This window comes from Herbaspirillum sp. NPDC087042 (assembly GCF_044745245.1).
GTDB lineage: Bacteria > Pseudomonadota > Gammaproteobacteria > Burkholderiales > Burkholderiaceae_D > Herbaspirillum.
Genome location: NZ_JBIUZW010000011.1, coordinates 144,673 through 163,498 on the forward strand (window position 1 = coordinate 144,673; position 18,826 = coordinate 163,498).

The 18,826-nt window shown below is 64.8% G+C and carries 20 protein-coding genes; 11 read left to right on the plus strand and 9 right to left on the minus strand.

Annotated features, from left to right (window positions below; translation table 11 throughout):
• The first annotated feature begins 43 nt into the window (after positions 1-43).
• Both yjgA and mog read left to right on the plus strand, forming a co-directional pair.
• The gene (gene yjgA, locus ACIPHN_RS16240) at positions 44-649 is read left to right on the plus strand and encodes a ribosome biogenesis factor YjgA (protein ID WP_400437755.1); all 606 of its coding nucleotides are present in this window, start codon (positions 44-46) and stop codon (positions 647-649) included.
• Positions 639-1,250, plus strand: coding sequence for a molybdopterin adenylyltransferase (gene mog, locus ACIPHN_RS16245; RefSeq protein ID WP_400437756.1), 612 nt, complete (start codon positions 639-641; stop codon positions 1,248-1,250). Before yjgA ends, mog begins: the two co-directional genes overlap by 11 nt.
• A gap of 27 nt (positions 1,251-1,277) precedes the next feature.
• On the opposite strand, the gene ACIPHN_RS16250 is transcribed toward mog, so the two are convergent.
• The gene (locus tag ACIPHN_RS16250) at positions 1,278-1,940 is read right to left on the minus strand and encodes a hypothetical protein (RefSeq protein ID WP_400437757.1); all 663 of its coding nucleotides are present in this window, start codon (positions 1,938-1,940) and stop codon (positions 1,278-1,280) included.
• Between the two features lie 200 nt (positions 1,941-2,140).
• Here ACIPHN_RS16250 and ACIPHN_RS16255 point away from each other — a divergent pair, with 200 nt between their 5' ends.
• The gene (locus ACIPHN_RS16255; RefSeq protein ID WP_400437758.1) at positions 2,141-2,809 is read left to right on the plus strand and encodes an alpha/beta hydrolase; all 669 of its coding nucleotides are present in this window, start codon (positions 2,141-2,143) and stop codon (positions 2,807-2,809) included.
• A gap of 100 nt (positions 2,810-2,909) precedes the next feature.
• On the opposite strand, the gene ACIPHN_RS16260 is transcribed toward ACIPHN_RS16255, so the two are convergent.
• Positions 2,910-3,929 (minus strand): alpha/beta hydrolase, encoded by a 1,020-nt coding sequence (locus ACIPHN_RS16260; RefSeq protein WP_400437759.1) that lies wholly within the window; start codon positions 3,927-3,929, stop codon positions 2,910-2,912.
• Between the two features lie 287 nt (positions 3,930-4,216).
• Positions 4,217-4,678, minus strand: coding sequence for a MarR family winged helix-turn-helix transcriptional regulator (locus ACIPHN_RS16265; protein ID WP_400437760.1), 462 nt, complete (start codon positions 4,676-4,678; stop codon positions 4,217-4,219).
• A gap of 387 nt (positions 4,679-5,065) precedes the next feature.
• On the opposite strand from ACIPHN_RS16265, the gene ACIPHN_RS16270 reads away from it, so the two are divergent.
• The 8 genes from ACIPHN_RS16270 (at position 5,066) to ACIPHN_RS16305 (ending at position 13,876) form a co-directional block, all read left to right on the plus strand.
• On the plus strand, positions 5,066-6,574 hold the full coding sequence (locus ACIPHN_RS16270) for an ABC transporter substrate-binding protein (protein ID WP_400437761.1): 1,509 nt from the start codon (positions 5,066-5,068) through the stop codon (positions 6,572-6,574).
• Between the two features lie 19 nt (positions 6,575-6,593).
• The gene (locus ACIPHN_RS16275) at positions 6,594-7,559 is read left to right on the plus strand and encodes an ABC transporter permease (protein ID WP_400437762.1); all 966 of its coding nucleotides are present in this window, start codon (positions 6,594-6,596) and stop codon (positions 7,557-7,559) included.
• Between the two features lie 33 nt (positions 7,560-7,592).
• Complete coding sequence (locus ACIPHN_RS16280; protein ID WP_400437763.1) at positions 7,593-8,465, plus strand: ABC transporter permease; 873 nt, start codon at positions 7,593-7,595, stop codon at positions 8,463-8,465.
• Between the two features lie 22 nt (positions 8,466-8,487).
• The gene (locus tag ACIPHN_RS16285) at positions 8,488-9,447 is read left to right on the plus strand and encodes an ABC transporter ATP-binding protein (RefSeq protein WP_400437764.1); all 960 of its coding nucleotides are present in this window, start codon (positions 8,488-8,490) and stop codon (positions 9,445-9,447) included.
• A gap of 20 nt (positions 9,448-9,467) precedes the next feature.
• Positions 9,468-10,415: an ABC transporter ATP-binding protein gene (locus tag ACIPHN_RS16290; protein WP_400437765.1), complete on the plus strand. Its 948-nt coding sequence runs from the start codon at positions 9,468-9,470 to the stop codon at positions 10,413-10,415.
• 46 nt (positions 10,416-10,461) lie between these two features.
• Positions 10,462-12,081 carry a gamma-glutamyltransferase family protein gene (locus ACIPHN_RS16295; protein WP_400437766.1) on the plus strand — a complete coding sequence of 540 codons (1,620 nt, stop codon included), beginning with the start codon at positions 10,462-10,464 and terminating at the stop codon, positions 12,079-12,081.
• A 13-nt stretch (positions 12,082-12,094) separates the two neighbouring features.
• Positions 12,095-12,886, plus strand: coding sequence for a GntR family transcriptional regulator (locus tag ACIPHN_RS16300; protein ID WP_400437767.1), 792 nt, complete (start codon positions 12,095-12,097; stop codon positions 12,884-12,886).
• 96 nt (positions 12,887-12,982) lie between these two features.
• Positions 12,983-13,876 carry a ketopantoate reductase family protein gene (locus tag ACIPHN_RS16305; RefSeq protein ID WP_400437768.1) on the plus strand — a complete coding sequence of 298 codons (894 nt, stop codon included), beginning with the start codon at positions 12,983-12,985 and terminating at the stop codon, positions 13,874-13,876.
• 26 nt (positions 13,877-13,902) lie between these two features.
• Here the strand turns inward: ACIPHN_RS16305 and ACIPHN_RS16310 are convergent, their stop codons facing one another.
• The 6 genes from ACIPHN_RS16310 to gsiC form a co-directional block, all read right to left on the minus strand.
• On the minus strand, positions 13,903-14,382 hold the full coding sequence (locus ACIPHN_RS16310; RefSeq protein ID WP_400437769.1) for an RES family NAD+ phosphorylase: 480 nt from the start codon (positions 14,380-14,382) through the stop codon (positions 13,903-13,905).
• On the minus strand, positions 14,379-14,852 hold the full coding sequence (locus ACIPHN_RS16315) for an antitoxin Xre/MbcA/ParS toxin-binding domain-containing protein (RefSeq protein WP_400437770.1): 474 nt from the start codon (positions 14,850-14,852) through the stop codon (positions 14,379-14,381). Before ACIPHN_RS16315 ends, ACIPHN_RS16310 begins: the two co-directional genes overlap by 4 nt.
• A gap of 82 nt (positions 14,853-14,934) precedes the next feature.
• Positions 14,935-15,780, minus strand: coding sequence for a M55 family metallopeptidase (locus ACIPHN_RS16320; RefSeq protein WP_400437771.1), 846 nt, complete (start codon positions 15,778-15,780; stop codon positions 14,935-14,937).
• A gap of 34 nt (positions 15,781-15,814) precedes the next feature.
• The gene (locus ACIPHN_RS16325) at positions 15,815-16,846 is read right to left on the minus strand and encodes a P1 family peptidase (RefSeq protein ID WP_400437772.1); all 1,032 of its coding nucleotides are present in this window, start codon (positions 16,844-16,846) and stop codon (positions 15,815-15,817) included.
• Between the two features lie 16 nt (positions 16,847-16,862).
• On the minus strand, positions 16,863-17,801 hold the full coding sequence (gsiD, locus tag ACIPHN_RS16330; RefSeq protein WP_400437773.1) for a glutathione ABC transporter permease GsiD: 939 nt from the start codon (positions 17,799-17,801) through the stop codon (positions 16,863-16,865).
• Between the two features lie 8 nt (positions 17,802-17,809).
• Positions 17,810-18,730 carry a glutathione ABC transporter permease GsiC gene (gsiC, locus tag ACIPHN_RS16335; RefSeq protein ID WP_400437774.1) on the minus strand — a complete coding sequence of 307 codons (921 nt, stop codon included), beginning with the start codon at positions 18,728-18,730 and terminating at the stop codon, positions 17,810-17,812.
• Positions 18,731-18,826 lie beyond the last annotated feature (96 nt).

Below are 18,826 nucleotides of genomic sequence, written 5' to 3' on the forward strand. Positions count from 1 at the left end.
GTTATCATAGCAGTCGTTAAGCTTTATTTCTCGAAGTCACGATATGCCCAATGCCAACCGCGGTGCTGTCGGATTCCAATCCAGCGAATTCGAACAGGAATACGACCGCCCCTCCAAGTCCCAACTCAAGCGCGAGATGGATGCCCTGCAAAAGCTGGGCGAAGCGCTGGTTGCCGAACCCCGCGACCGCGTCAAGCGCGTTCCCATGCCTGAGGACGTGCGCGACGCCATCCTCGAATGCCAGCAGATCAAGGATCACGAAGGCCGTCGCCGCCAGATGCAGTACGTCGGCAAGAAGATGCGCTCGCTGGAACCGGATGAAATCGCCATCATCCAGACCACCATCGATAGCTGGCGCGGCGCCTCCAAGGCCGAAACCGCCGCCATGCACGCGCTGGAACGCCGCCGTGAAAAGCTGCTGGCCGATGACCAGGCGCTGACCGAACTGCTGAACCGCCACCCCGAGGTCGACGTTCAGCACATGCGCACGCTGATTCGCAACGCCCGCAAGGAGCAGGCCGAGCACAAGCCGCCCAAGGCCTACCGCGAGATCTTCCAGATCCTCAAGCAATTGCAGACCCAGGCCGCGCTGGCCAAGGGCGAAGCAGCCGAGGCTGACGGCGAGGAGCAAGAGGACGATGACCGCTAAGCGCGAGCATCTGCTGGTGGGACTGGTGTCGATCTCGGACCGCGCCTCCGGCGGGGTCTATCAGGACCAGGGCATCCCGGCCCTGCAGGAATGGCTGGGCGCGGCCCTGGCCACGCCCTTCCAGGTGGAGACCCGCCTGATCCCCGACGAACGCAGCCAGATCGAGCAGACCCTGGTCGAGCTGGTCGATGTGACCGGATGCGACCTGGTGCTGACCACCGGCGGCACCGGCCCCTCGCGTCGCGATGTCACGCCCGAGGCCACGCTGGCCATCGGCACCAAGGAAATGCCCGGCTTTGGCGAACAGATGCGCCAAATCAGCCTGCAGTTCGTGCCCACCGCGATCCTGTCGCGCCAGGTGGCGGTGATCCGCGAAACCAGCGATCACGCCGCCTTGGTACTGAACCTGCCAGGCCAGCCCAAGTCCATCCGCGAAACGCTGGAAGGCCTCAAGGACGAGGACGGCCGCGTCAAGGTGACGGGCATCTTCGCCGCCATCCCGTATTGCATCGACTTGATCGGCGGTCCCTACATCGAGACCGTCGAGGCCGTCTGCAAGGCTTTCCGCCCCAAGTCGGCCATCAAGCCGGCTGCCAGCTAAGCCGAAGACAGGCTTTCCCTGCCCGCGCTAGCGCGGGCACTTTCCCTCATCAGTACCACCGCACAGGGTGGCCGCATTCATCAGGTCCAGGAACTGCTGCAGCCGCGCCGGCGTGATGCGATAGGCAAACTGGTTGAGCTCGTTCTCGGTCGACGGGCGCCAGCTGAACTGCACCACGAACAGGTATTGCTTGCCCTGGAACACGCCCAGCACGGTGCCCTCGCCATAGGGCGCCGACGGTCCCACGCGCCCGCAGAAGCCGCCACTGATGGCCGTGGGAATGTTGTTGGTCATCGTGACCTTCTGCCCCATCGCCGTGAAGCGTCCCGGACAATTGCGCTGCGCCCCCTGCAGTACCTCGCTCAAGGCCACCTGGGCCACGGTGAGGTTGCGGGCCTGGATGTTGTTGACCAGGCTGGCAGCGGGAAAGGCGCGCCGCTGCACGCCCATATAGCCCTCGCGCCAGGAATCGTGCGCCTCGTTGGCCGGCAGGAAATCGACCACGTATTCCCCGGCCGGATCGCCGTTCATGAAGGCCAGCCGCCAGCCGGCCGGCGACGAGATCATCAGGTTCTCGCCAGCGGGCTGGAAGATCCGGCCCGTGACCTCGGCGCCGGCCTGGCCCGGCATGGCCAGCGCCAAGGCCAGGAAGGCGGCGCCAGCGGTGCGCATCAATCGCTTGGAAAACATCGTGCGGTTCCCTTCTCGACGTCGCAGCTTTTCTGCGGCGTTCATCGTATGATTACTGCCCTATGCATGTGAGCGCATCGCGGGCGAAGGCGTATTGTGCGCCGCCAGGGCGTCAGACACAAATCGCGTTCGCCTCCATGCGCCGTTGCAGTGACACTTCATCATCATCACCCACCCCGACCTACAGGATCAGCAAGCACATGGCCGCCCAACTGGAAACGATACAGATCGACACCGCCCCCAACCCCACCGCCGCCGTCATCTGGATGCACGGCCTGGGCGCCGATGGCTCGGATTTCGTACCCATCGTGCGCGAACTGGATTTGTCGGGCTGCCCGCCCATCCGCTTCATCTTCCCGACCGCACCGACCATGCCGGTGACCATCAATGGCGGCTATGTGATGCGCGCCTGGTACGACATCTTCGCCCCCGACCTGGTCCGCCGCGAGGACGAACCCGGCCTGCGTGCCTCGCAGGCCGCCATCGAAGCGCTGATTGCCAATGAAAAGGCACGCGGCATCCCCGCCAGCCGCATCGTGCTGGCCGGCTTCTCGCAAGGCTGCGCGATGACCCTGCAGACCGGCCTGCGCCATCCTGAGCGCCTGGCCGGCCTGATGTGCCTGTCCGGCTACCTGCCGCTGGCCGGCACCATCGAAGCCGAGCGCCACAGCGCCAACCAGGACACCCCCATCTTCATGGCCCACGGCACGCTGGATCCGGTGGTGGTGCTGGACCGCGCCGTCAAGTCGCGCGAGCTGCTCAAGCAACTGGGCTACCAGATCCAGTGGCATGACTACCCGATGCAGCACTCGGTCTGCGGCGAGGAAGTGGTCGATATCGGCGCCTGGCTCACGCGCGTATTGGCATGACGCCCCGTCCGCCCCGCCACTGACGGGCAAGAAAAAAGACCAGGCCCCCGGACGAGATGATCGTCCGGGGGCCTGGTCCTTGATGCCCTGGGCGAACCGCTTACTTCAAGCGGAACTTCAGCTCTTCACCCGCCTGGCGCATCGCGGTCTGCACCGCCGGCACCTTGGCCAGCACGTTGAGCAGGCCGAAGTCGTGGATCATGCCGTTGTAGCGCACGCTGGTCACGGCCACGCCGGCGGCTTGCAGCTTGCGGCCGTATTCCTCGCCTTCGTCACGCAGCACGTCCTTCTCGGCGGTCTGGATCAGGGTCGGCGGCAGGCCGGCCAGCTGGGCCGGGGTAGCGTTCAAGGGCGAGGCGGTGATTTCCTGGCGCTTGGCCGCATCGGTGGTGTAGCTGTCCCAGAACCACTTCATCATGTTGGTGGTCAGGAAGTAGCCGTTGGCGAACTGCTTGTAGGAGCCAGTCTCGAAGTTGGCCGCCGTCACCGGCCACAGCAGGACTTCCGAGCGCAGCGCCGGGCCGCCGCGGTCCTTGGCCATCAGCGCCACGACCGCAGCCATGTTGCCACCCACGCTGTTGCCGGCCACCGCCAGGCGCTTGCCATCGACCTTGATCTCGCTGCCGTGCTCGGCCACCCACTTGGTGGCGGCATAGGCCTGGTTGATCGCCACGCCATAACCGGCTTCCGGCGACGGCGTGTAGTTCACGAACACGGCCACCGCGCCCGAATTGGCCACCAGGTCACGCACCAGGCGCTCGTGGGTCGGATAGTCACCCAGCACCCAGCCGCCGCCGTGGAAGAACATGAAGGCCGGCAGGGTCTTCTTCACGCCGGCCGGGCGCACGATGGTCAGCTTGATCTGCTGGCCGTCGGCGGTGATGGTCTTTTCGGAGACATCGGCACGGGGCAGTTCCAGCTTCACGCCAGCCTGTGCGCCCACCAGCACGGCGCGGGCGTCCTGGGGCGAGAGCTGCTCAAGGGGCTTGCCACCGCCGGCTTCCAGAGCCTGCAGGAAAGCCTGGGTGGTCGGTTCCACGCCGGCGTCACCGGCAGCGTAGGCGTTACCAAATACCAGGCCGATGGCGGCGACGGCGGCGAGTTGCTTGAACGATTTCATGATTGTCTTCCTTTAGAAAATGGGGGGATGAACCTGGGTACTGCAACGAGGGGACTACGTAACAAACATCAAAAACTAAAATCCTATTAAATAGCAAACTACTTATATGGCGCTATTGGCTCTCGGTATAACTGCGCCGCAAACCCTGACGGGATACGACAAGCCGAAGCACCTGACAATTAATTAGCGCACTACTTAATTAATATTACACGAACTATTAAATAGCGCGCTACTTATTAAACCAAAAAACCGGACGCGGATCAGGCCCTGCGTCCCTGCCACCACACTCACTCGCCCGTATTCTTGTGCAGGCGCGCGCGCAGTGCCATCAATTCTTCCTTCATCGCGGTCAGTTCGGCCGCGCTCGACTCGGTTGCCCTGAGCACCTCGCGCGGCAGCTCCACCGCCTGTTCACGCAGGGCACTACCCTGTGCGGTCAGCGAGATCACCACCTGGCGCTCGTCGCTGGCGGCGCGTTCCCGGGTCACCAGGCCCTGCGCTTCCATACGCTTGAGCAGCGGCGTCAGGGTAGCCGAATCCAGGACCAGGCGCTCGCCGATATCGGAGACCGTCAACTGGTCCTGCTCCCACAACACCATCAGCACCAGATATTGCGAATAGGTGATGCCCATGTTGCGCAAGAGCTTGCGATAGAGCTTGCTCATCGACAGCGACGTCGAATACAGCGCGAAGCACAACTGGGCATCCAGTAGCGGGGCCGCCTTGCGCTTGTCTGTTTTCGAAGTCATGCGTCGCAGTTTAGCGAGGCCAAAATTAAATAGCAAGCTATTTAATTAAAAAATCCTGATTGTGGCGCCACAGCCGCCCTCACCTACCATCGACTCATTGCCATCACCACGCACCATCTCGATACCGCTGCACCATCGCCGCCCCGCCGACGGCACGAGCGAAGTGCATCCTGCGGCCATGCTGCAGCGCTTTCCCGGCCAACGGGAGCCTCACTCCCGCCCCTTGGCGTGGCACGCTTCCTGCATGTCTTCTTTGATGTATACATCGACGTATCCGTCCTTGCCCTCACGAAAAAGCTGGCTTATCCTGCCCGATGCCGATAAGTCCAGCGTGGCAAGAAGCTGGTTGCGATCTGTCCTTCCTGTATCCCCCGAAAGGAAACCCGAATGAGCAAGCGCCTCCCCTCCGAGCTGTTGTCCGTCCTGTCCTTTGCCACCCTGTCCGCCCTGGCCACCTGCAGTCTCCCGGTCATGGCAGCCACGCTCAACATCTCGCTGGATGCCGATCCCGGCAAGCTGGATCCGACCCAGTCCTCCATGCTCAACGAGCGCATCGTCTACCAGAGCATCTTCGACAAGCTGGTGGACCTGGATGGCGAAGGCAAGATCATCCCCATGCTGGCCGAGCGCTGGACTGTCTCGGATGACCAGAAGACCTACACGCTCTTTTTGCGTAAGGGCATCAAGTTCCAGGATGGCACGCCCTTCGATGCCAAGGCGGTGGAATTCAACCTGCTGCGCGGCCAGGAAAAGACCTCGCTGCGTCGTAACGAGCTCAAGTACATCAGCAAGATCACCGTGGTCGACGACTACACCGTCAAGCTGGACCTGTCCACGCCCTTCGCGCCCTTCATGTCCATCCTCACCGACCGCGCCGGCATGATGTCCTCGCCGGCGGCCGTCAAGAAGTACGGCGATGACTACGTCAACCATCCGGTCGGCACCGGTCCCTTCCTCTACAAGGGCCGTCTCAAGGGCGCCACCATCACGCTGGAGAAGAACCCCAACTACTGGCGCGCCGGCCTGCCCAAGGTCGATGAAGTGGTCTACAAGATCATGCCGGACGTCAATGTGGCCTTCAACAACCTGCGCAGCGGCCAGGTCGATATCACCAATCGCTTCCCCTACAAGGAAATCACCCACATCGCCGCCAACGCCAATTACACGGTGCTCAACAAGCCCTCGCTGGGCTTCCGCGGTTTCTACATGAACACCGGCAAGCCGCCCTTCGACAAGAAGGAAGTACGCGAGGCCGTGGACATCCTGATCGACCGCAATGCCATCGCCAAGGTGGTCTACAACAATGCGGTCGCGCCCGGTCACTCGGCCTTCTCCAAGGCCCAGTTCGCCAATGGCCCCAGCGATGTGCCTCCCAAGGTGGACCTGGCGCGCGCCAAGGCATTGCTCAAGGCCGCCGGCAAGGAAGGCGGCTTCAGCTTCAAGCTGACCCTGCCGACCACGCCTGACGAGCTGCAGGTGGGCCAGATGATCCAGGGCATGCTGCGCCCGGCCGGCATCACCGTGACGCTGGAGAAGACCGAACTGGCGACCCAGATCGAGGCCGGCAAGACAGGCAATTTCGAAGGCCTCTTCGTGGGCTGGAGCGGCCGTCCCGATCCGGACCAGAACATCTATGACTTCGTCACCACCAATGGCTCGCTGAACTACTCACACTTCGGCGCCAAGGATGTCGACGACCTGCTGCAACAGGCCCGGGTGGAAGGTGACCAGGCCAAGCGCAAAGCCCTCTACGACCAGGTCATGGCGATCCTGGTCAAGGAAGTCCCCTACATCTACACCGTGCATGACAACGTGCTCTTCGGCATCGCCAAGTCGGTCAAGGGCTTCGAGTACGTGCCCGATGGCGTGATCCGCACGGCCACCGTGTCCAAGTAAGCGCAGCCTGAGCCCCGCCATGTTCAAGCTGTCCAGACTGCCCAAGCCCTCCCGGCTGCTCCAGCGCCTGCTGCTGTCCATCCCCACGCTGATCCTGGTCAGCATGGTGGTGTTTTCCCTGCTGGCGGTATTGCCGGGCGACCCGGTGGCCGCCATCCTCGGCATGGAATCCACGCCCGAGGCCGCAGCCGCCCTGCGCCTGAAGCTGGGCCTGGATGATCCGCTGCTGGTGCAGTACGGCCACTGGCTGTGGGCCGTGCTGCATGGAGACCTGGGCCGCTCCTTCATCGACAACACGCCGGTGGCCGAGGCCTTGTGGCAGCGCCTGCCGGTGACCATCGAACTGGCCGCCGGCAGCTTCCTGGTGGCGCTGGTGATCGCGGTGCCGGCCGGCATCCTGTCGGCGGCGCGTCCGCGTGGCTGGGCCAATGCCGTCGGCACCCTCATCGCACTGTTCGGCATGTCGGTGCCGCACTTCTGGCTGGGCATGATGTTCATCATCCTCTTCGCCGTGAAGCTGGGCTGGCTGCCCGCCTCCGGCTTCGTGCCGCTGTCGCAGGACTGGCAGGCCAACCTGATCGCCATGATCATGCCCATGGTCGTGACCGGCCTGCGCGAATCGGCCATCCTCATGCGCATGGTGCGCAGCAGCCTGCTGGAAGTCTTGAACGAAGACTACATCCGCACCGCCTTCTCAAAGGGCTTGCGTGACTGGCAGGTGGTGCTGGGCCATGCGCTGCGCAATGCCCTGATCCCGGTGGTCACGGCCAGCGGCCTGATGGTCTCGGGCATGCTGGGCGGACTGGTGATCACCGAGAGCATCTTCGGCATCCCCGGCATGGGCAAGATGATCGTGGATGCCATCTTCCAGCGCGACTACGTCACCGTGCAGGCCGGCGTGCTGGCCGCCACCATCATGGTGGTGATCGTCAACCTGTGCGTGGACCTGCTCTACAGCGTGATCGACCCGCGCATTGCCCGCTGACGCCCTGACACTCTTGTTCACGCCCACTCCGCCATGAACCCGACTACCCACCAAGCCCTGCCCGCCGCCCCGCGCTGGCGCACGCTGCGCCGCTTCTGCGGCAACCGGCTGGCGACCATCGGCGCGCTCATCATCGCGCTGCTGGTCCTGCTGGCCCTGGCCGCGCCCTGGCTGGCCCACTACGATCCCATCTTCGACCAGGACTACGGCAACCTGCTGGCCGGCCCCAGCGCCGAACACTGGCTGGGCACCGACGACCTCGGCCGCGACATCTATACCCGCATGCTCTACGGCTCGCGCATCTCGCTGCAGGCGGCGCTGATCTCGGTGGGGCTGGCCTTTACCCTGGGCGTGCCCATCGGCATCGTCAGCGGTTACTACCGGGGTGCGGTCGATGCCATCGTCATGCGCGTGGTCGATGCCCTGCAGGCCTTTCCCTCACTAATCCTGGCGCTGGCACTGGCGGCCGCCCTGGGCGGCGGTTTCTACAATGCCATGGTGGCGGTGGGCATCGGCTTTACCTCATCCTTCGTGCGGCTGGCGCGCGGCCAGGCCATGACCATCCGCAACCTCGACTACGTGATGGCGGCGCGCTCCATCGGTGCCGGCCATCTGCGCATCATGTGGCGCTACGTATTGCCCAATTCGCTGGCGCCGCTGGTGATCCAGGCCACCTTCGCCATGGGCACCGCCATCATCGCCGAAGCCGGCCTGTCCTACCTGGGCCTGGGCGCCAAACCCGAAGACCCGAGCTGGGGCTCCATGCTGCACATCGCCCAGGGCTACCTGAACACCACACCGATGCTGGCGCTGTGGCCGGGGGTGGCGATCTTCCTGGTGGTGCTGGGCTTCAACCTGTTGGGCGATGGCATCCGTGAAGTCTTCGATCCCAAACTGAGCCGCTGATCAAGCGGACAAGGAACAGCCCATGCTGGATATCGAAAACCTGAAAGTCGAATTTCTCAGCCACGGTCGCCGCGTCGCGCCGGTCGATGGCGTCTCGTTCTCGCTGGGCCAGGATGAAACCGTGGGCCTGCTGGGTGAGTCCGGTTGCGGCAAGAGCGTCACCGCCCTGAGCATCCTGCGCCTGTTCCCCCTGGCCAACCAGGCGCACCTGTCGGGCGCGATCCGCTTCGAGGGGCGCAACCTGCTGCAGGCCGACGACGCCGGCTTGCGCGCCATCCGAGGCAAGGAGATCGCCATGATCTTCCAGGAGCCCATGACCTCGCTGAACCCGCTGCACCGCATCGGCGAGCAACTGGCCGAGATGCTGCGCATCCACACCAGCCTCAACCGTAGCGACATCGATGCCCGCGTGCTGGCCATGCTGGAGCGGGTCGGCCTGGCACGCGCCGCGCAACTGGTCGACGAATACCCGCACAGCCTCTCGGGCGGCATGCGCCAGCGCGTCATGATCGCCATGGCCCTGCTGTGCCAGCCCAAGCTGCTGGTCTGCGACGAACCGACCACGGCGCTGGACGTCACCATCCAGGCGCAGATCCTGGACCTGATGCGCGAGCTCAAGCGCGAGCAGCAGACCTCGATCCTGATGATCACCCACGACCTGGGCGTAGTGGCCGAGATGTGCGAGCGCGTGGTGGTCATGTATGCCGGCCAGGTGGTGGAACAGAGCAGCGTGGAGGACCTCTTCGACCGCCCCGCCCATCCCTACACGCACGCCCTGATGCGCGCCCGCCCGGCGCTGGACGCCACACCCGGCGCGCCGCTGACGGCCATTCCCGGCAGCGTGCCGCCGCCCGGCACGGTGCGCAGCGGCTGCCGCTTTGCCGCGCGCTGCGCCCGTGCCCAGGACATCTGCCAGCAAGAAATGCCGACCCTGGAAGACCTGGGCGACGGCCACCTGGTGCGCTGCTGGTATCCGCATTGAAAGGCCCTGTTGCGATGACGATGAACCCTCCCCTGCTCGAAGTTGCCGGCCTCAAGAAGCACTTCGCCACCGCCACCACCACCGTCAAGGCGGTCGACGATGTGTCTTTCCGCATCGATGAAGGCCAGACCCTGGGCCTGGTTGGCGAATCCGGCTGCGGCAAGTCCACCACCGGACGCAGCATCCTGCGCCTGATCGAACCCAGCGCCGGCAGCGTGCGCTTCATGGGCCAGGAACTGACCCTGCTGCCGGAAGGCCAGCTGCGCGCCATGCGTCGCCACATGCAGATGGTGTTCCAGGATCCGTATGCCTCGCTCAATCCGCGCATGACCATCGGCGAGGTCCTGGAAGAGCCGCTGATCGTGCACCGTCTGCACGACCGCGCTACCCGCAAGCGCAAGGTGGCCGAGGCGCTCGACATGGTCGGCCTGAACCCGGCCTACGCCGCGCGCCACCCGCACGAATTCTCGGGCGGCCAGCGCCAGCGCGTGGGTATCGCCCGCGCCATCATCACCCGTCCCAAGCTGGTGGTGGCCGACGAAGCCGTCTCGGCGCTGGACGTGTCGATCCAGGCGCAGATCCTGAACCTGCTGCGCACGCTGCAACAGGAACTGGGCCTGACCTATCTCTTTGTCTCGCACGACCTGGCCGTGATCCGCCATGTGAGCGATACCATCGGCGTGATGTACCTGGGCCGCATGGTGGAGCTGGGCGCGCGCGAAGACATCTACGCCCAGCCGCGCCATCCCTACACGCAGGCACTGCTGTCGGCCATTCCGCGCGAGCATCCGCGCCAACAACGCCAGCGCATCGTGCTGCAGGGGAGCATCCCCAACCCGGCCGCACCACCGCCGGGTTGCCACTTCCATCCACGCTGCGCCTCCTGCATGGAGATCTGCAAGACCCAGGCCCCTGCCCCGGTCAAGCTCAGCGCCACCCATACCGTGGCCTGCCACCTGTACCGCTAAACCAAGCCGCTAGAATACGCCCCCGAACCCAGAACGAGAGACCGCCATGCCCGCCTTCCCCGACTTCAGCAGCAACCACTACCCCTACCTGTCGCGCCGCAGCGCCGTCTATGCCCGTCGCGGCATGGTCGCCACCTCGCAACCGCTGGCCGCGCAAGCGGGCCTGGAAGTATTGCAACGGGGTGGCAATGCCATCGACGCCGCCATCGCCGCCGCCGCCGCGCTGACGGTGGTGGAACCCACCGCCAACGGCATCGGTGGCGATGCCTTCGCCCTGGTCTGGCACGGTGGCAAGCTGCATGGCCTGAACGCCAGCGGCCCGGCGCCACAGTCGATCTCGGCCGAGAAGCTCACCGGCGCCGGCCTCAAGGACGTCCCCAAGTATGGCGCCCTGCCGGTGACCGTGCCCGGCACGCCCAGTGCCTGGGCCGCCATGGCCAAGCGCTTCGGCAAGCTGGCGCTGACCGACTCGATGTCGGGCGCCATCACGCTGGCGCAAGAGGGATTCCCGGTCTCACCCATGGTGGCGCATGCCTGGCAGGTGGCGCACCAGAACTTCAGGCGCGAATTCAAGGACGCCCACTTCCAGTCCTGGTTCGACACCTTCAGCATCGATGGCCAGGCGCCCCGGGCCGGCCAGCTGTGGCGCTCCGCAGGTCATGCCGCCACGCTGGCAGCCATTGCCGCCGACAATGCCGAGAGCTTCTATCGCGGCGCGCTGGCCGAGCAGATCGCCGCCTTCATTGGCCAGGCCGGTGGCTACATGCAGACCTCGGATCTGGCCGCCTTCCAGCCTGAGTGGGTCGATCCCATCGGCGTGAACTATCGCGGCTACGACGTCTGGGAGATCCCGCCCAATGGCCATGGCATGGTCGCCCTGATGGCGCTGAACCTGTTGAAGGCCTATGACTTTTCCGAGCGCGATACGCTGGCCACCTACCACCGCCAGATCGAAGCCATCAAGCTGGCCTATGCCGACGGCCTGGCCCACATCGCCGACCCGGCCCACATGAAGGTGACGGTGGAGCAGTTGCTGTCGGATGCCTACGCCGACGAACGGCGCAAGCTCATCGGCAAGCGCGCCACGCTGCCGGTGGCCGGTGACCCCTCGCGCGGCGGCACGGTCTACCTGTGCACGGCCGATGCCGAGGGCAATATGGTGTCCTTCATCCAGAGCAACTACATGGGCTTCGGCTCCGGCCTGGTGGTCCCGGGTACCGGCATCGCCCTGCACAACCGTGGCAACAACTTCACGCTGGAAGCCGGCCATCCCAATGTGCTGGCGCCGGGCAAGCGCCCCTACCACACCATCATCCCCGGCTTCATGACCCGCAACGGCCAGGCCGTCGGCCCCTTCGGCGTGATGGGCGGCTTCATGCAACCGCAGGGCCACGTCCAGATGGTGATGAATACGGTGGACTTCGGCCTCAATCCGCAAGCCTCCCTGGATGCGCCGCGCTGGGAATGGGAAAAGGGCAACAAGGTCGCCATCGAACACAGCACCGCCGAACACCTCTTCCGTGGCCTGGCCGGCCTGGGCCATGAAGTATCGTGGTCGGGCAACCAGCTGGGCTTCGGCCGTGGCCAGATCATCTGGCGCAACGACGAAGGCGTGCTCTGCGGCGGTACCGAACCGCGCACCGACGGTTGCGTGGCGGCCTGGTGAGGATGCATCCATCGTGAAGAGCATCGCTGCCCCGCCCTCCGCGTCCCCGTCCGTCGATGCCGACGGCGCCGACACTACGGAAAGCCTCGCGCGCACCGGCTCGCTGCCCGAATACGTCTATGCAAAACTGCGCCAGGACATCTTCGACATGCGGCTGCTGCCCGGCGACCAGATCACCGAGACCGAGATCGCGGCCCACTTCAAGGTCTCGCGCACGCCGGTGCGGCAAGCCCTGCAACGCCTGCAGGGCGATGGCCTGATGCAGGGCTATGTACGCGGCGGCTGGGAAGTGGTGCCGATCGATTTCAAGCGTTTTTCCGATCTCTACGAAATGCGCCGGCTCATCGAAACCCATGCCGTGCGCCGCCTGTGCGCACAGGCCGGTGACCTGTCGGTGCTGGCCGGCCTGCGCGCCACCTGGTGCGTGCCGGTTGAAGAGCGCGAGCTGGACGGCCCCAAGGCCGCGCTGCTGGACGAGGTCTTCCACCAGACCCTGGTGCGTGCCGCCGGCAACCAGGAGATGGCCGATACCTTCGATCGTCTCACCGACCGCATCCGCATCGTGCGGCGGCTGGACTTCCTCTATGGCGACTGCCTGCACTCGACCTACGAGGAACATGCCGCCATCCTCGACCACATCGCCGCCGGTGACAGCGACGCGGCCCAGCGGCTGATGGACGAGCACATCGACGGCAGCCACGCCGAGGTCAACCAGATCACCCTGCATCGCCTGCATAGCGCCCGCGCCACGGCCACCACCAAGCCGCCGGCCTATGTCTCGGTACGGGTGCGGCGCTCGTTCTGATCCGTACTGACTGGCACTGACCAGTGCTGACCGCGCGCTGAAAGCACTGCCGTGCTGTGTTAGTCTTTTCGCTTTGATCCAGTCAGGGAGACAAGCATGAAAGTCGCAGTCATGGGCGCGGGCGCCGTGGGATGTTATTTTGCCGGCATGCTGGCACGCGCGGGACACGAGGTGGCACTGATCGGCCGTCCCCAGCATGTCGAGGCCTTCAACACCACCGGGCTGCGACTGCAAGCCAAGACCTTCGATGAGACCATTCCCGTCAAGGCCAGCACCGATCCGGCCATTGCCGCTGGCGCCGACCTGGTGCTGTTCTGCGTCAAGTCCCCCGATACCGAGATCGCCGGTGCGCAACTGCGCCCGCACCTGGGAGCCGATACCCTGGTATTAAGCCTGCAGAACGGTACCGACAATGCCGATCGCCTGCGCACCGTGATTGCGCAGCCGGTATCGGCCGCCGTGGTCTACGTCGCCACCGAGATGGCCGGCCCCGGCCACGTCAAACATCACGGACGCGGCGAGCTGGTGATCGAACCCTCGGCCCGCAGCCGTGAAGCCGCCGATGCCCTGGTCGCGGCCGGCGTACCCACCGAGATTTCCGACAATGTGCGCGGCGCGCTGTGGTTGAAGCTCATCATCAACTGTGCCTACAACGCCCTCTCGGCGGTGGCACAACTGCCCTATGGCAAGCTGGTGGAAGGGGTGGGCGTGCCGGAGGTGATCCGCAACCTGGTGGCCGAATGCCGCGCAGTTGCCGATGCCGAAGGCGTCACGCTGGCCGGCGACGTGGACGTGGCGATCCGCAAGATCATCGAGACCATGCCCACGCAATTCTCCTCCACCGCCCAGGACGTGGCACGCGGCAAACCCAGCGAGATCGACCACCTGAACGGCTTCATCGTGCGTCGCGGTCAGGCGCTGGGCATCGCCACGCCGGTCAACCTGACCCTGCATGCGCTGGTCAAGCTCATCGAGAGCAAGGCGAAGTAAAGACGTGAGGAACCAGGTCGGACGCCTCAGCCGAATAAGCGGGCGTCAAACTGGAAGAGCCGCTTTTCCACTACCCGGACACTGGCCATCTGCGGATGCAGGGGATTGAGCAGCAGGTTGAAATCAGTCGGGCTGACCACCGATGGCACCTTCATCGCCAGCTGCTTGCCTTGCTCGATCCAATGTTTGCCGATGGCGGCGGTGCTGACCGGGTCGCGGGTGATGTCAGACCAGTCCGCCGGCATCTCCGGAATGTAGGCCTTGCGCAGCTCGGCCTGCGGCAACTCCAGCACGATCAGGTAGAAGTTGGCGCGAGGCATCAGCCCGGCCATGTGGACCAGCGACTCCAGCAGTGCCGTGGAGGCAGCGCAGCAGGTGTAGAGCACACGCATGCCGCGTGGATTCCAACGGCCGCCGCTCAGGGCCGCGCCATTGCCGGACAGGTCATCGGCCGCGTAATGACCCGGTTTTTCCTTGGCGAGCCGGTAGACCCGGGTAGACGTCAAGCCGCCACCCCGAAGGCGATACGGCTGAGGATATCGCGGACCCGGTCATAACCGGGTTGGGTATCGAGCACTTCCAGCGGTGTCATGCCGCCCAGGGTCGCATTGGGTCGACGCATCCACTGAGCCGCCAGTGCTTCATCCTCGAAGACATCGGCCGCCTGTTCGTGAATGTAGAGCACGCGTGCGATGCGGTCCGATTCGGACCCAGAGAGACGTTCCTTGCGTGAAATCTTGCGCAGAATGGTCGAACTGGGCAGGCCCAGTCCGGCCAGCAGCGTCTGCAGGGGAACCTGCAACAGTTCCTTGGCAACGCGCTCGGCAATGATGGCATCCATGCCATCACGGATGGTGCGGCCCTGGCTGACCGGGTCCATGCTGGCGAAACGCTCGAAATCATGCGGCCTGGTGCCCAGGCCCTGCGCGCTCTTAGCGGATGCGGATGTGCGGACGGCCGCGGATCGGGTTGCCATGCTCAGCCTCTCATTTGGCAGGTTTCATTCTCTCATCTTAGAAGTTTCTCAAATGAGAGTCAACAAACCACCAAATGAGAGCCTAGCGCAACATCGCGGACATGGCCGAAAGGCTGTTCAAGACCCGCACCGCATATTCCGCCGTGGGGGCATCGAATTCCACGGTGACATTATCGGTGCGTTCCAGGATGGGCAGCTGGCTGAACAGGTCGGCCAGCGCCACCGTCTGGGTCTGCAGGCGGCAGCGCAGCGGTCCGCGCAGGGGCAGCACCGGCATCGATGCCGCTTGTGCCACCAGGCTGGCTACCGCCTGGCGGGCGCGCTCTTCCAGCAAGACGCAGGATGCTTGCGGCGTGAGCGTGTCGCCGCTGTTGGCGCCATAGGCCTTCTTGGTTTCGGCAAAGACGGCATGGGGGAACAGCGGCTGGTTTTCCTCGATGAAGGCATCGTCACCGCTGCCGAAGATCACCGGCACGCCATGCTCGGCCGCCAGTGCGCCATAGAGGCCGGCCTCGCCCATCTCCTGTCCGCCCAGCCAGACGCGGGCGAAGGCGAAGCTGTTGGTGGTATGCGCCAGGATGCCGCGCCCCTGCGCGCGCGAGTGGTAACCCACCAGCATGACCGCATCGATATCGTGGTCCACGCCGCCCATCATGCCCAGTACACGCGGCTTGCCCAGCACCATGCGCGCCTGCGCATGCAAGAGGTCGGGCAACAGGTTGCGGAAGCCTCCGTGCGAATCGTTGACCTTGATGGCGGTGGCGCCAGCGGCCAGTGCACCACGGATGACGGCATTGGCTTCCTCGGTCATCCAGCGCCGGGCGCGTTCGTATTCGCCGTTGCCGGCACGGGTCTGCTCGGGATGGAACACCCCGGCCACGCCTTCGATGTCAACGGAAACCAGGATATTGGCGCGCTTGGTCGTCATGAAAATCTCGCTGCAGTCAGTCGTTCGGTAAATCTCAGGCCAGCGCCGCCAGCCGCTCGCGCAGGCTGACACGCACATGGCCATCGCGCCCGTGCACCGTCTCGGCGGCAAAGAGCGCGTGGAGTATGGCTTGCTCCACGCTGTCGGCGGCGGCATGGAACAGGGGGTCGAGCAGGTGATCGGCCAAGAGCGTCACCTGCACGCCTTCGGCACTGGCCTCGATCTGCTGGGCGGTCGAGAAGGCCAGCGCGATATCGCCGCTGCCATGGCCGTAGACCGAGCCGGTCCGCGCCAGACCTGCACCGGCGCGGGTGGCCAGGCGCTTCAGCTGACGTGCATCCAGCGGCGCATCGGTGGCCAGGATCATGATGATGGAGCCCTTCTCCGGGCTGTGGTCGGGCGCTTCGCTGTCGGCCAGCCGGCGACCGACCGCATCGCCATCGATGACCAGCTCCGGCAGGCGACCGAAATTGGACAGCACCAGCGCGCCCACGGTAAAGACATTGCCAGCGGCACCGATGCTCACCCAGCGCGAAGCCGTCCCGATGCCGCCCTTGAGGCCGAAGCTGGACATGCCCCGCCCCGCGCCGACCGCGCCCTGAGCCACCTCCGGCGACAGGGCCTGCAGCGCCTGCAGGTAATGCTGCTCCTCGATGGCCAGCGCCTGCTGGTCGTTGAGATAGGCGTCATTGCATTCCAGCACCAGGGCATTGACGGTGGAGAGACTGCGCCCACATTCGGGATTCTCGCGCAGGGTATGGCGGACCTGGGCGGTCAGCAGCGTGCCCACCGCAAAGGTATTGGAGAGCGCGATGGGCGACTCCAGCTGGCCCAGTTCTTCCAGCTGCACCAGCCCGGCACTCTTGCCGAAGCCGTTGATGACGGCGGCCGCGGCCGGCAGCCTGTGGGTGAAGAGATTGCCGCCATGCGGCATGACCACGGTCACGCCGGTCTGGACCGGACCGGCGTCCAGGGTGCAATGGCCCACGCTCACGCCGGCCACGTCGGTGATGCTGTTGCGCGGGCCGGCAGCGAGCCGGCCGATGTGTGGAACCTGCGGGGTCATCGTGATCAACTCGTGATCAGCGCTGGTCGATCTTGGGATCGAGCGCGTCACGCAAGCCGTCGCCCAGCAGGTTGAAGGCCAGCACGGTCAGGAAGATGGCGATGCTGGGCACGATGGCGATGTGCGGCGAGGTCACCATGTCGGCGCGGGCTTCATTCAACATCAGGCCCCATTCCGGGGTGGGCGATTGCGCACCCAGGCCGAGGAAGGACAGGCCGGCGGCGGTGATGATGGAGGTGCCGATACGCATCGTGAAATACACCACGATGGCCGAGATGGTGCCGGGGAAGATGTGCTTCCACATGATGGTCGTATCCGAGGCACCGATGCTGCGGGTAGCCTCGATGTAGGTCAGGTTCTTGAGCTGCAACGTATTGCCGCGCACCAGGCGGGCAAACGCCGGGATGCTGAACACCGACACCGAGATGATGACGTTGATCATGCCGCCGCCCAGGATGGCGACGATGCCGATGGCCAGCAGGATGCCCGGGAAGGCGAACAGCACGTCGCAGATACGCATGGTGATGCGGTCCCACCAGCCTTCGTAGTAACCGGCCAGGAGGCCGAAGACGGTACCGATCACCGCGCCGATGGCCACTGAGAAGAAGCCCGAGGCCAGCGAGATACGCGCGCCCATCAGGATGCGGCTGAAGATGTCGCGGCCCAGCGAATCCACGCCGAACCAGTGGGTCCAGGTCGGGGGCGAATTCAGGGCGTCGTAGTCGAAGTAGTTCTCCGGATCGAAAGGCACGATCAGCGGCGCAATGATGGCCACTGCGATCAGCAGCAGGATGAAGATGCCGGCATAGACGGCCAGGTGCTGCTTCTTGAACTTGCGCCAGAATTCGCGCCAGGGGGTGCGGATCTTCTGACCGGAGGCGGCAGCCACGGCGGCCGGGTCGGGTGGCGGCAGCGGTGCGCCGGTGTCGGAAACGGGAGCATTGGAGAGCGACATGATTCCCCTCACTTGAAACGGATGCTGGGGTTGATCACGGCATAGAGCACGTCCACCACCAGGTTGATGAAAATGAATTCCAGCGAGAACAGCAGGATCTCGGCCTGGATGACGGGGTAGTCACGCATCTCGACGGCGTCCACCAGCAGGCGTCCCATGCCCGGCCAGTTGAACACCACCTCCACCAGGATGGAGCCGCCCAGCAGGAAGCCGAACTGCAGGCCCATCATCGTGACCACCGGAATGAGCGCATTGCGCAGGCAATGCTTGACGACCACCACCGTTTCGGCCAGGCCCTTGGCGCGCGCGGTGCGCACGAAGTCTTCCTGCAGGATCTCGATGAAGGAGGAACGGGTAAAGCGCGCCATCACGGCGGCCACGGCCGCGCCCAGGGTGATGGAGGGCAGGATGTAGTGGCGCCAGGTATCGTCACCGACGGTGGGCAGCCAGCCCAGCTTGACCGAGAACACCTGCATCAGCAGGATGCCCAGCGAGAAAGCCGGGAAGGAAATGCCCGACACCGCCAGCGTCATGCCCAGGCGATCGGGCCACTTGTTGCGCCATACCGCCGAGGAGATACCGATGACCAGGCCGAAGATCACTGCCCAGATCATGGCCACCACGGTCAGCCACAGCGTGGGCCAGAAGCGCGCGCCGATCTCCTCGGCTACCGGACGCTTGGTGCGGATGGAACGGCCGAAGTCACCCTTGGCCGCATTGACGAAGAAATTGACGAACTGCTCCGGCAGGGGTCTGTCCAGGCCGAGGTCGGCGCGCACCAGCGCTACCGTCTTCTCGTCGGCTTCAGGACCGGCGGCCAGCCGCGCCGGGTCGCCCGGCAACAGGTGCACGAACAGGAACACCAGCACCGCCACCAGCAGCAGCGTGGGAATCAGGCCTAACAGGCGTTTGATGACATAGGAAAACATGGGACTCTCTGAATAAGGCTGCCCGTCGCTGGTGCTTCGACACCGTGCTGTTGAGTCATTGCCTGCGCAGCCAGGCTGCGGCTACGCATCGTGAAT

Excerpts from the sequence above, each read along its gene's own strand:
- yjgA (WP_400437755.1), top strand. The coding sequence starts at position 44 with ATGCCCAATGCCAACCGCGGTGCTGTCGGATTCCAATCCAGCGAATTC.
- mog (WP_400437756.1), top strand. The coding sequence starts at position 639 with ATGACCGCTAAGCGCGAGCATCTGCTGGTGGGACTGGTGTCGATCTCG.
- ACIPHN_RS16250 (WP_400437757.1), bottom strand. The coding sequence starts at position 1,940 with ATGTTTTCCAAGCGATTGATGCGCACCGCTGGCGCCGCCTTCCTGGCC.
- ACIPHN_RS16255 (WP_400437758.1), top strand. The coding sequence starts at position 2,141 with ATGGCCGCCCAACTGGAAACGATACAGATCGACACCGCCCCCAACCCC.
- ACIPHN_RS16260 (WP_400437759.1), bottom strand. The coding sequence starts at position 3,929 with ATGAAATCGTTCAAGCAACTCGCCGCCGTCGCCGCCATCGGCCTGGTA.
- ACIPHN_RS16265 (WP_400437760.1), bottom strand. The coding sequence starts at position 4,678 with ATGACTTCGAAAACAGACAAGCGCAAGGCGGCCCCGCTACTGGATGCC.
- ACIPHN_RS16270 (WP_400437761.1), top strand. The coding sequence starts at position 5,066 with ATGAGCAAGCGCCTCCCCTCCGAGCTGTTGTCCGTCCTGTCCTTTGCC.
- ACIPHN_RS16275 (WP_400437762.1), top strand. The coding sequence starts at position 6,594 with ATGTTCAAGCTGTCCAGACTGCCCAAGCCCTCCCGGCTGCTCCAGCGC.
- ACIPHN_RS16280 (WP_400437763.1), top strand. The coding sequence starts at position 7,593 with ATGAACCCGACTACCCACCAAGCCCTGCCCGCCGCCCCGCGCTGGCGC.
- ACIPHN_RS16285 (WP_400437764.1), top strand. The coding sequence starts at position 8,488 with ATGCTGGATATCGAAAACCTGAAAGTCGAATTTCTCAGCCACGGTCGC.
- ACIPHN_RS16290 (WP_400437765.1), top strand. The coding sequence starts at position 9,468 with ATGAACCCTCCCCTGCTCGAAGTTGCCGGCCTCAAGAAGCACTTCGCC.
- ACIPHN_RS16295 (WP_400437766.1), top strand. The coding sequence starts at position 10,462 with ATGCCCGCCTTCCCCGACTTCAGCAGCAACCACTACCCCTACCTGTCG.
- ACIPHN_RS16305 (WP_400437768.1), top strand. The coding sequence starts at position 12,983 with ATGAAAGTCGCAGTCATGGGCGCGGGCGCCGTGGGATGTTATTTTGCC.
- ACIPHN_RS16315 (WP_400437770.1), bottom strand. The coding sequence starts at position 14,852 with ATGGCAACCCGATCCGCGGCCGTCCGCACATCCGCATCCGCTAAGAGC.
- ACIPHN_RS16320 (WP_400437771.1), bottom strand. The coding sequence starts at position 15,780 with ATGACGACCAAGCGCGCCAATATCCTGGTTTCCGTTGACATCGAAGGC.
- ACIPHN_RS16325 (WP_400437772.1), bottom strand. The coding sequence starts at position 16,846 with ATGACCCCGCAGGTTCCACACATCGGCCGGCTCGCTGCCGGCCCGCGC.
- gsiD (WP_400437773.1), bottom strand. The coding sequence starts at position 17,801 with ATGTCGCTCTCCAATGCTCCCGTTTCCGACACCGGCGCACCGCTGCCG.
- gsiC (WP_400437774.1), bottom strand. The coding sequence starts at position 18,730 with ATGTTTTCCTATGTCATCAAACGCCTGTTAGGCCTGATTCCCACGCTG.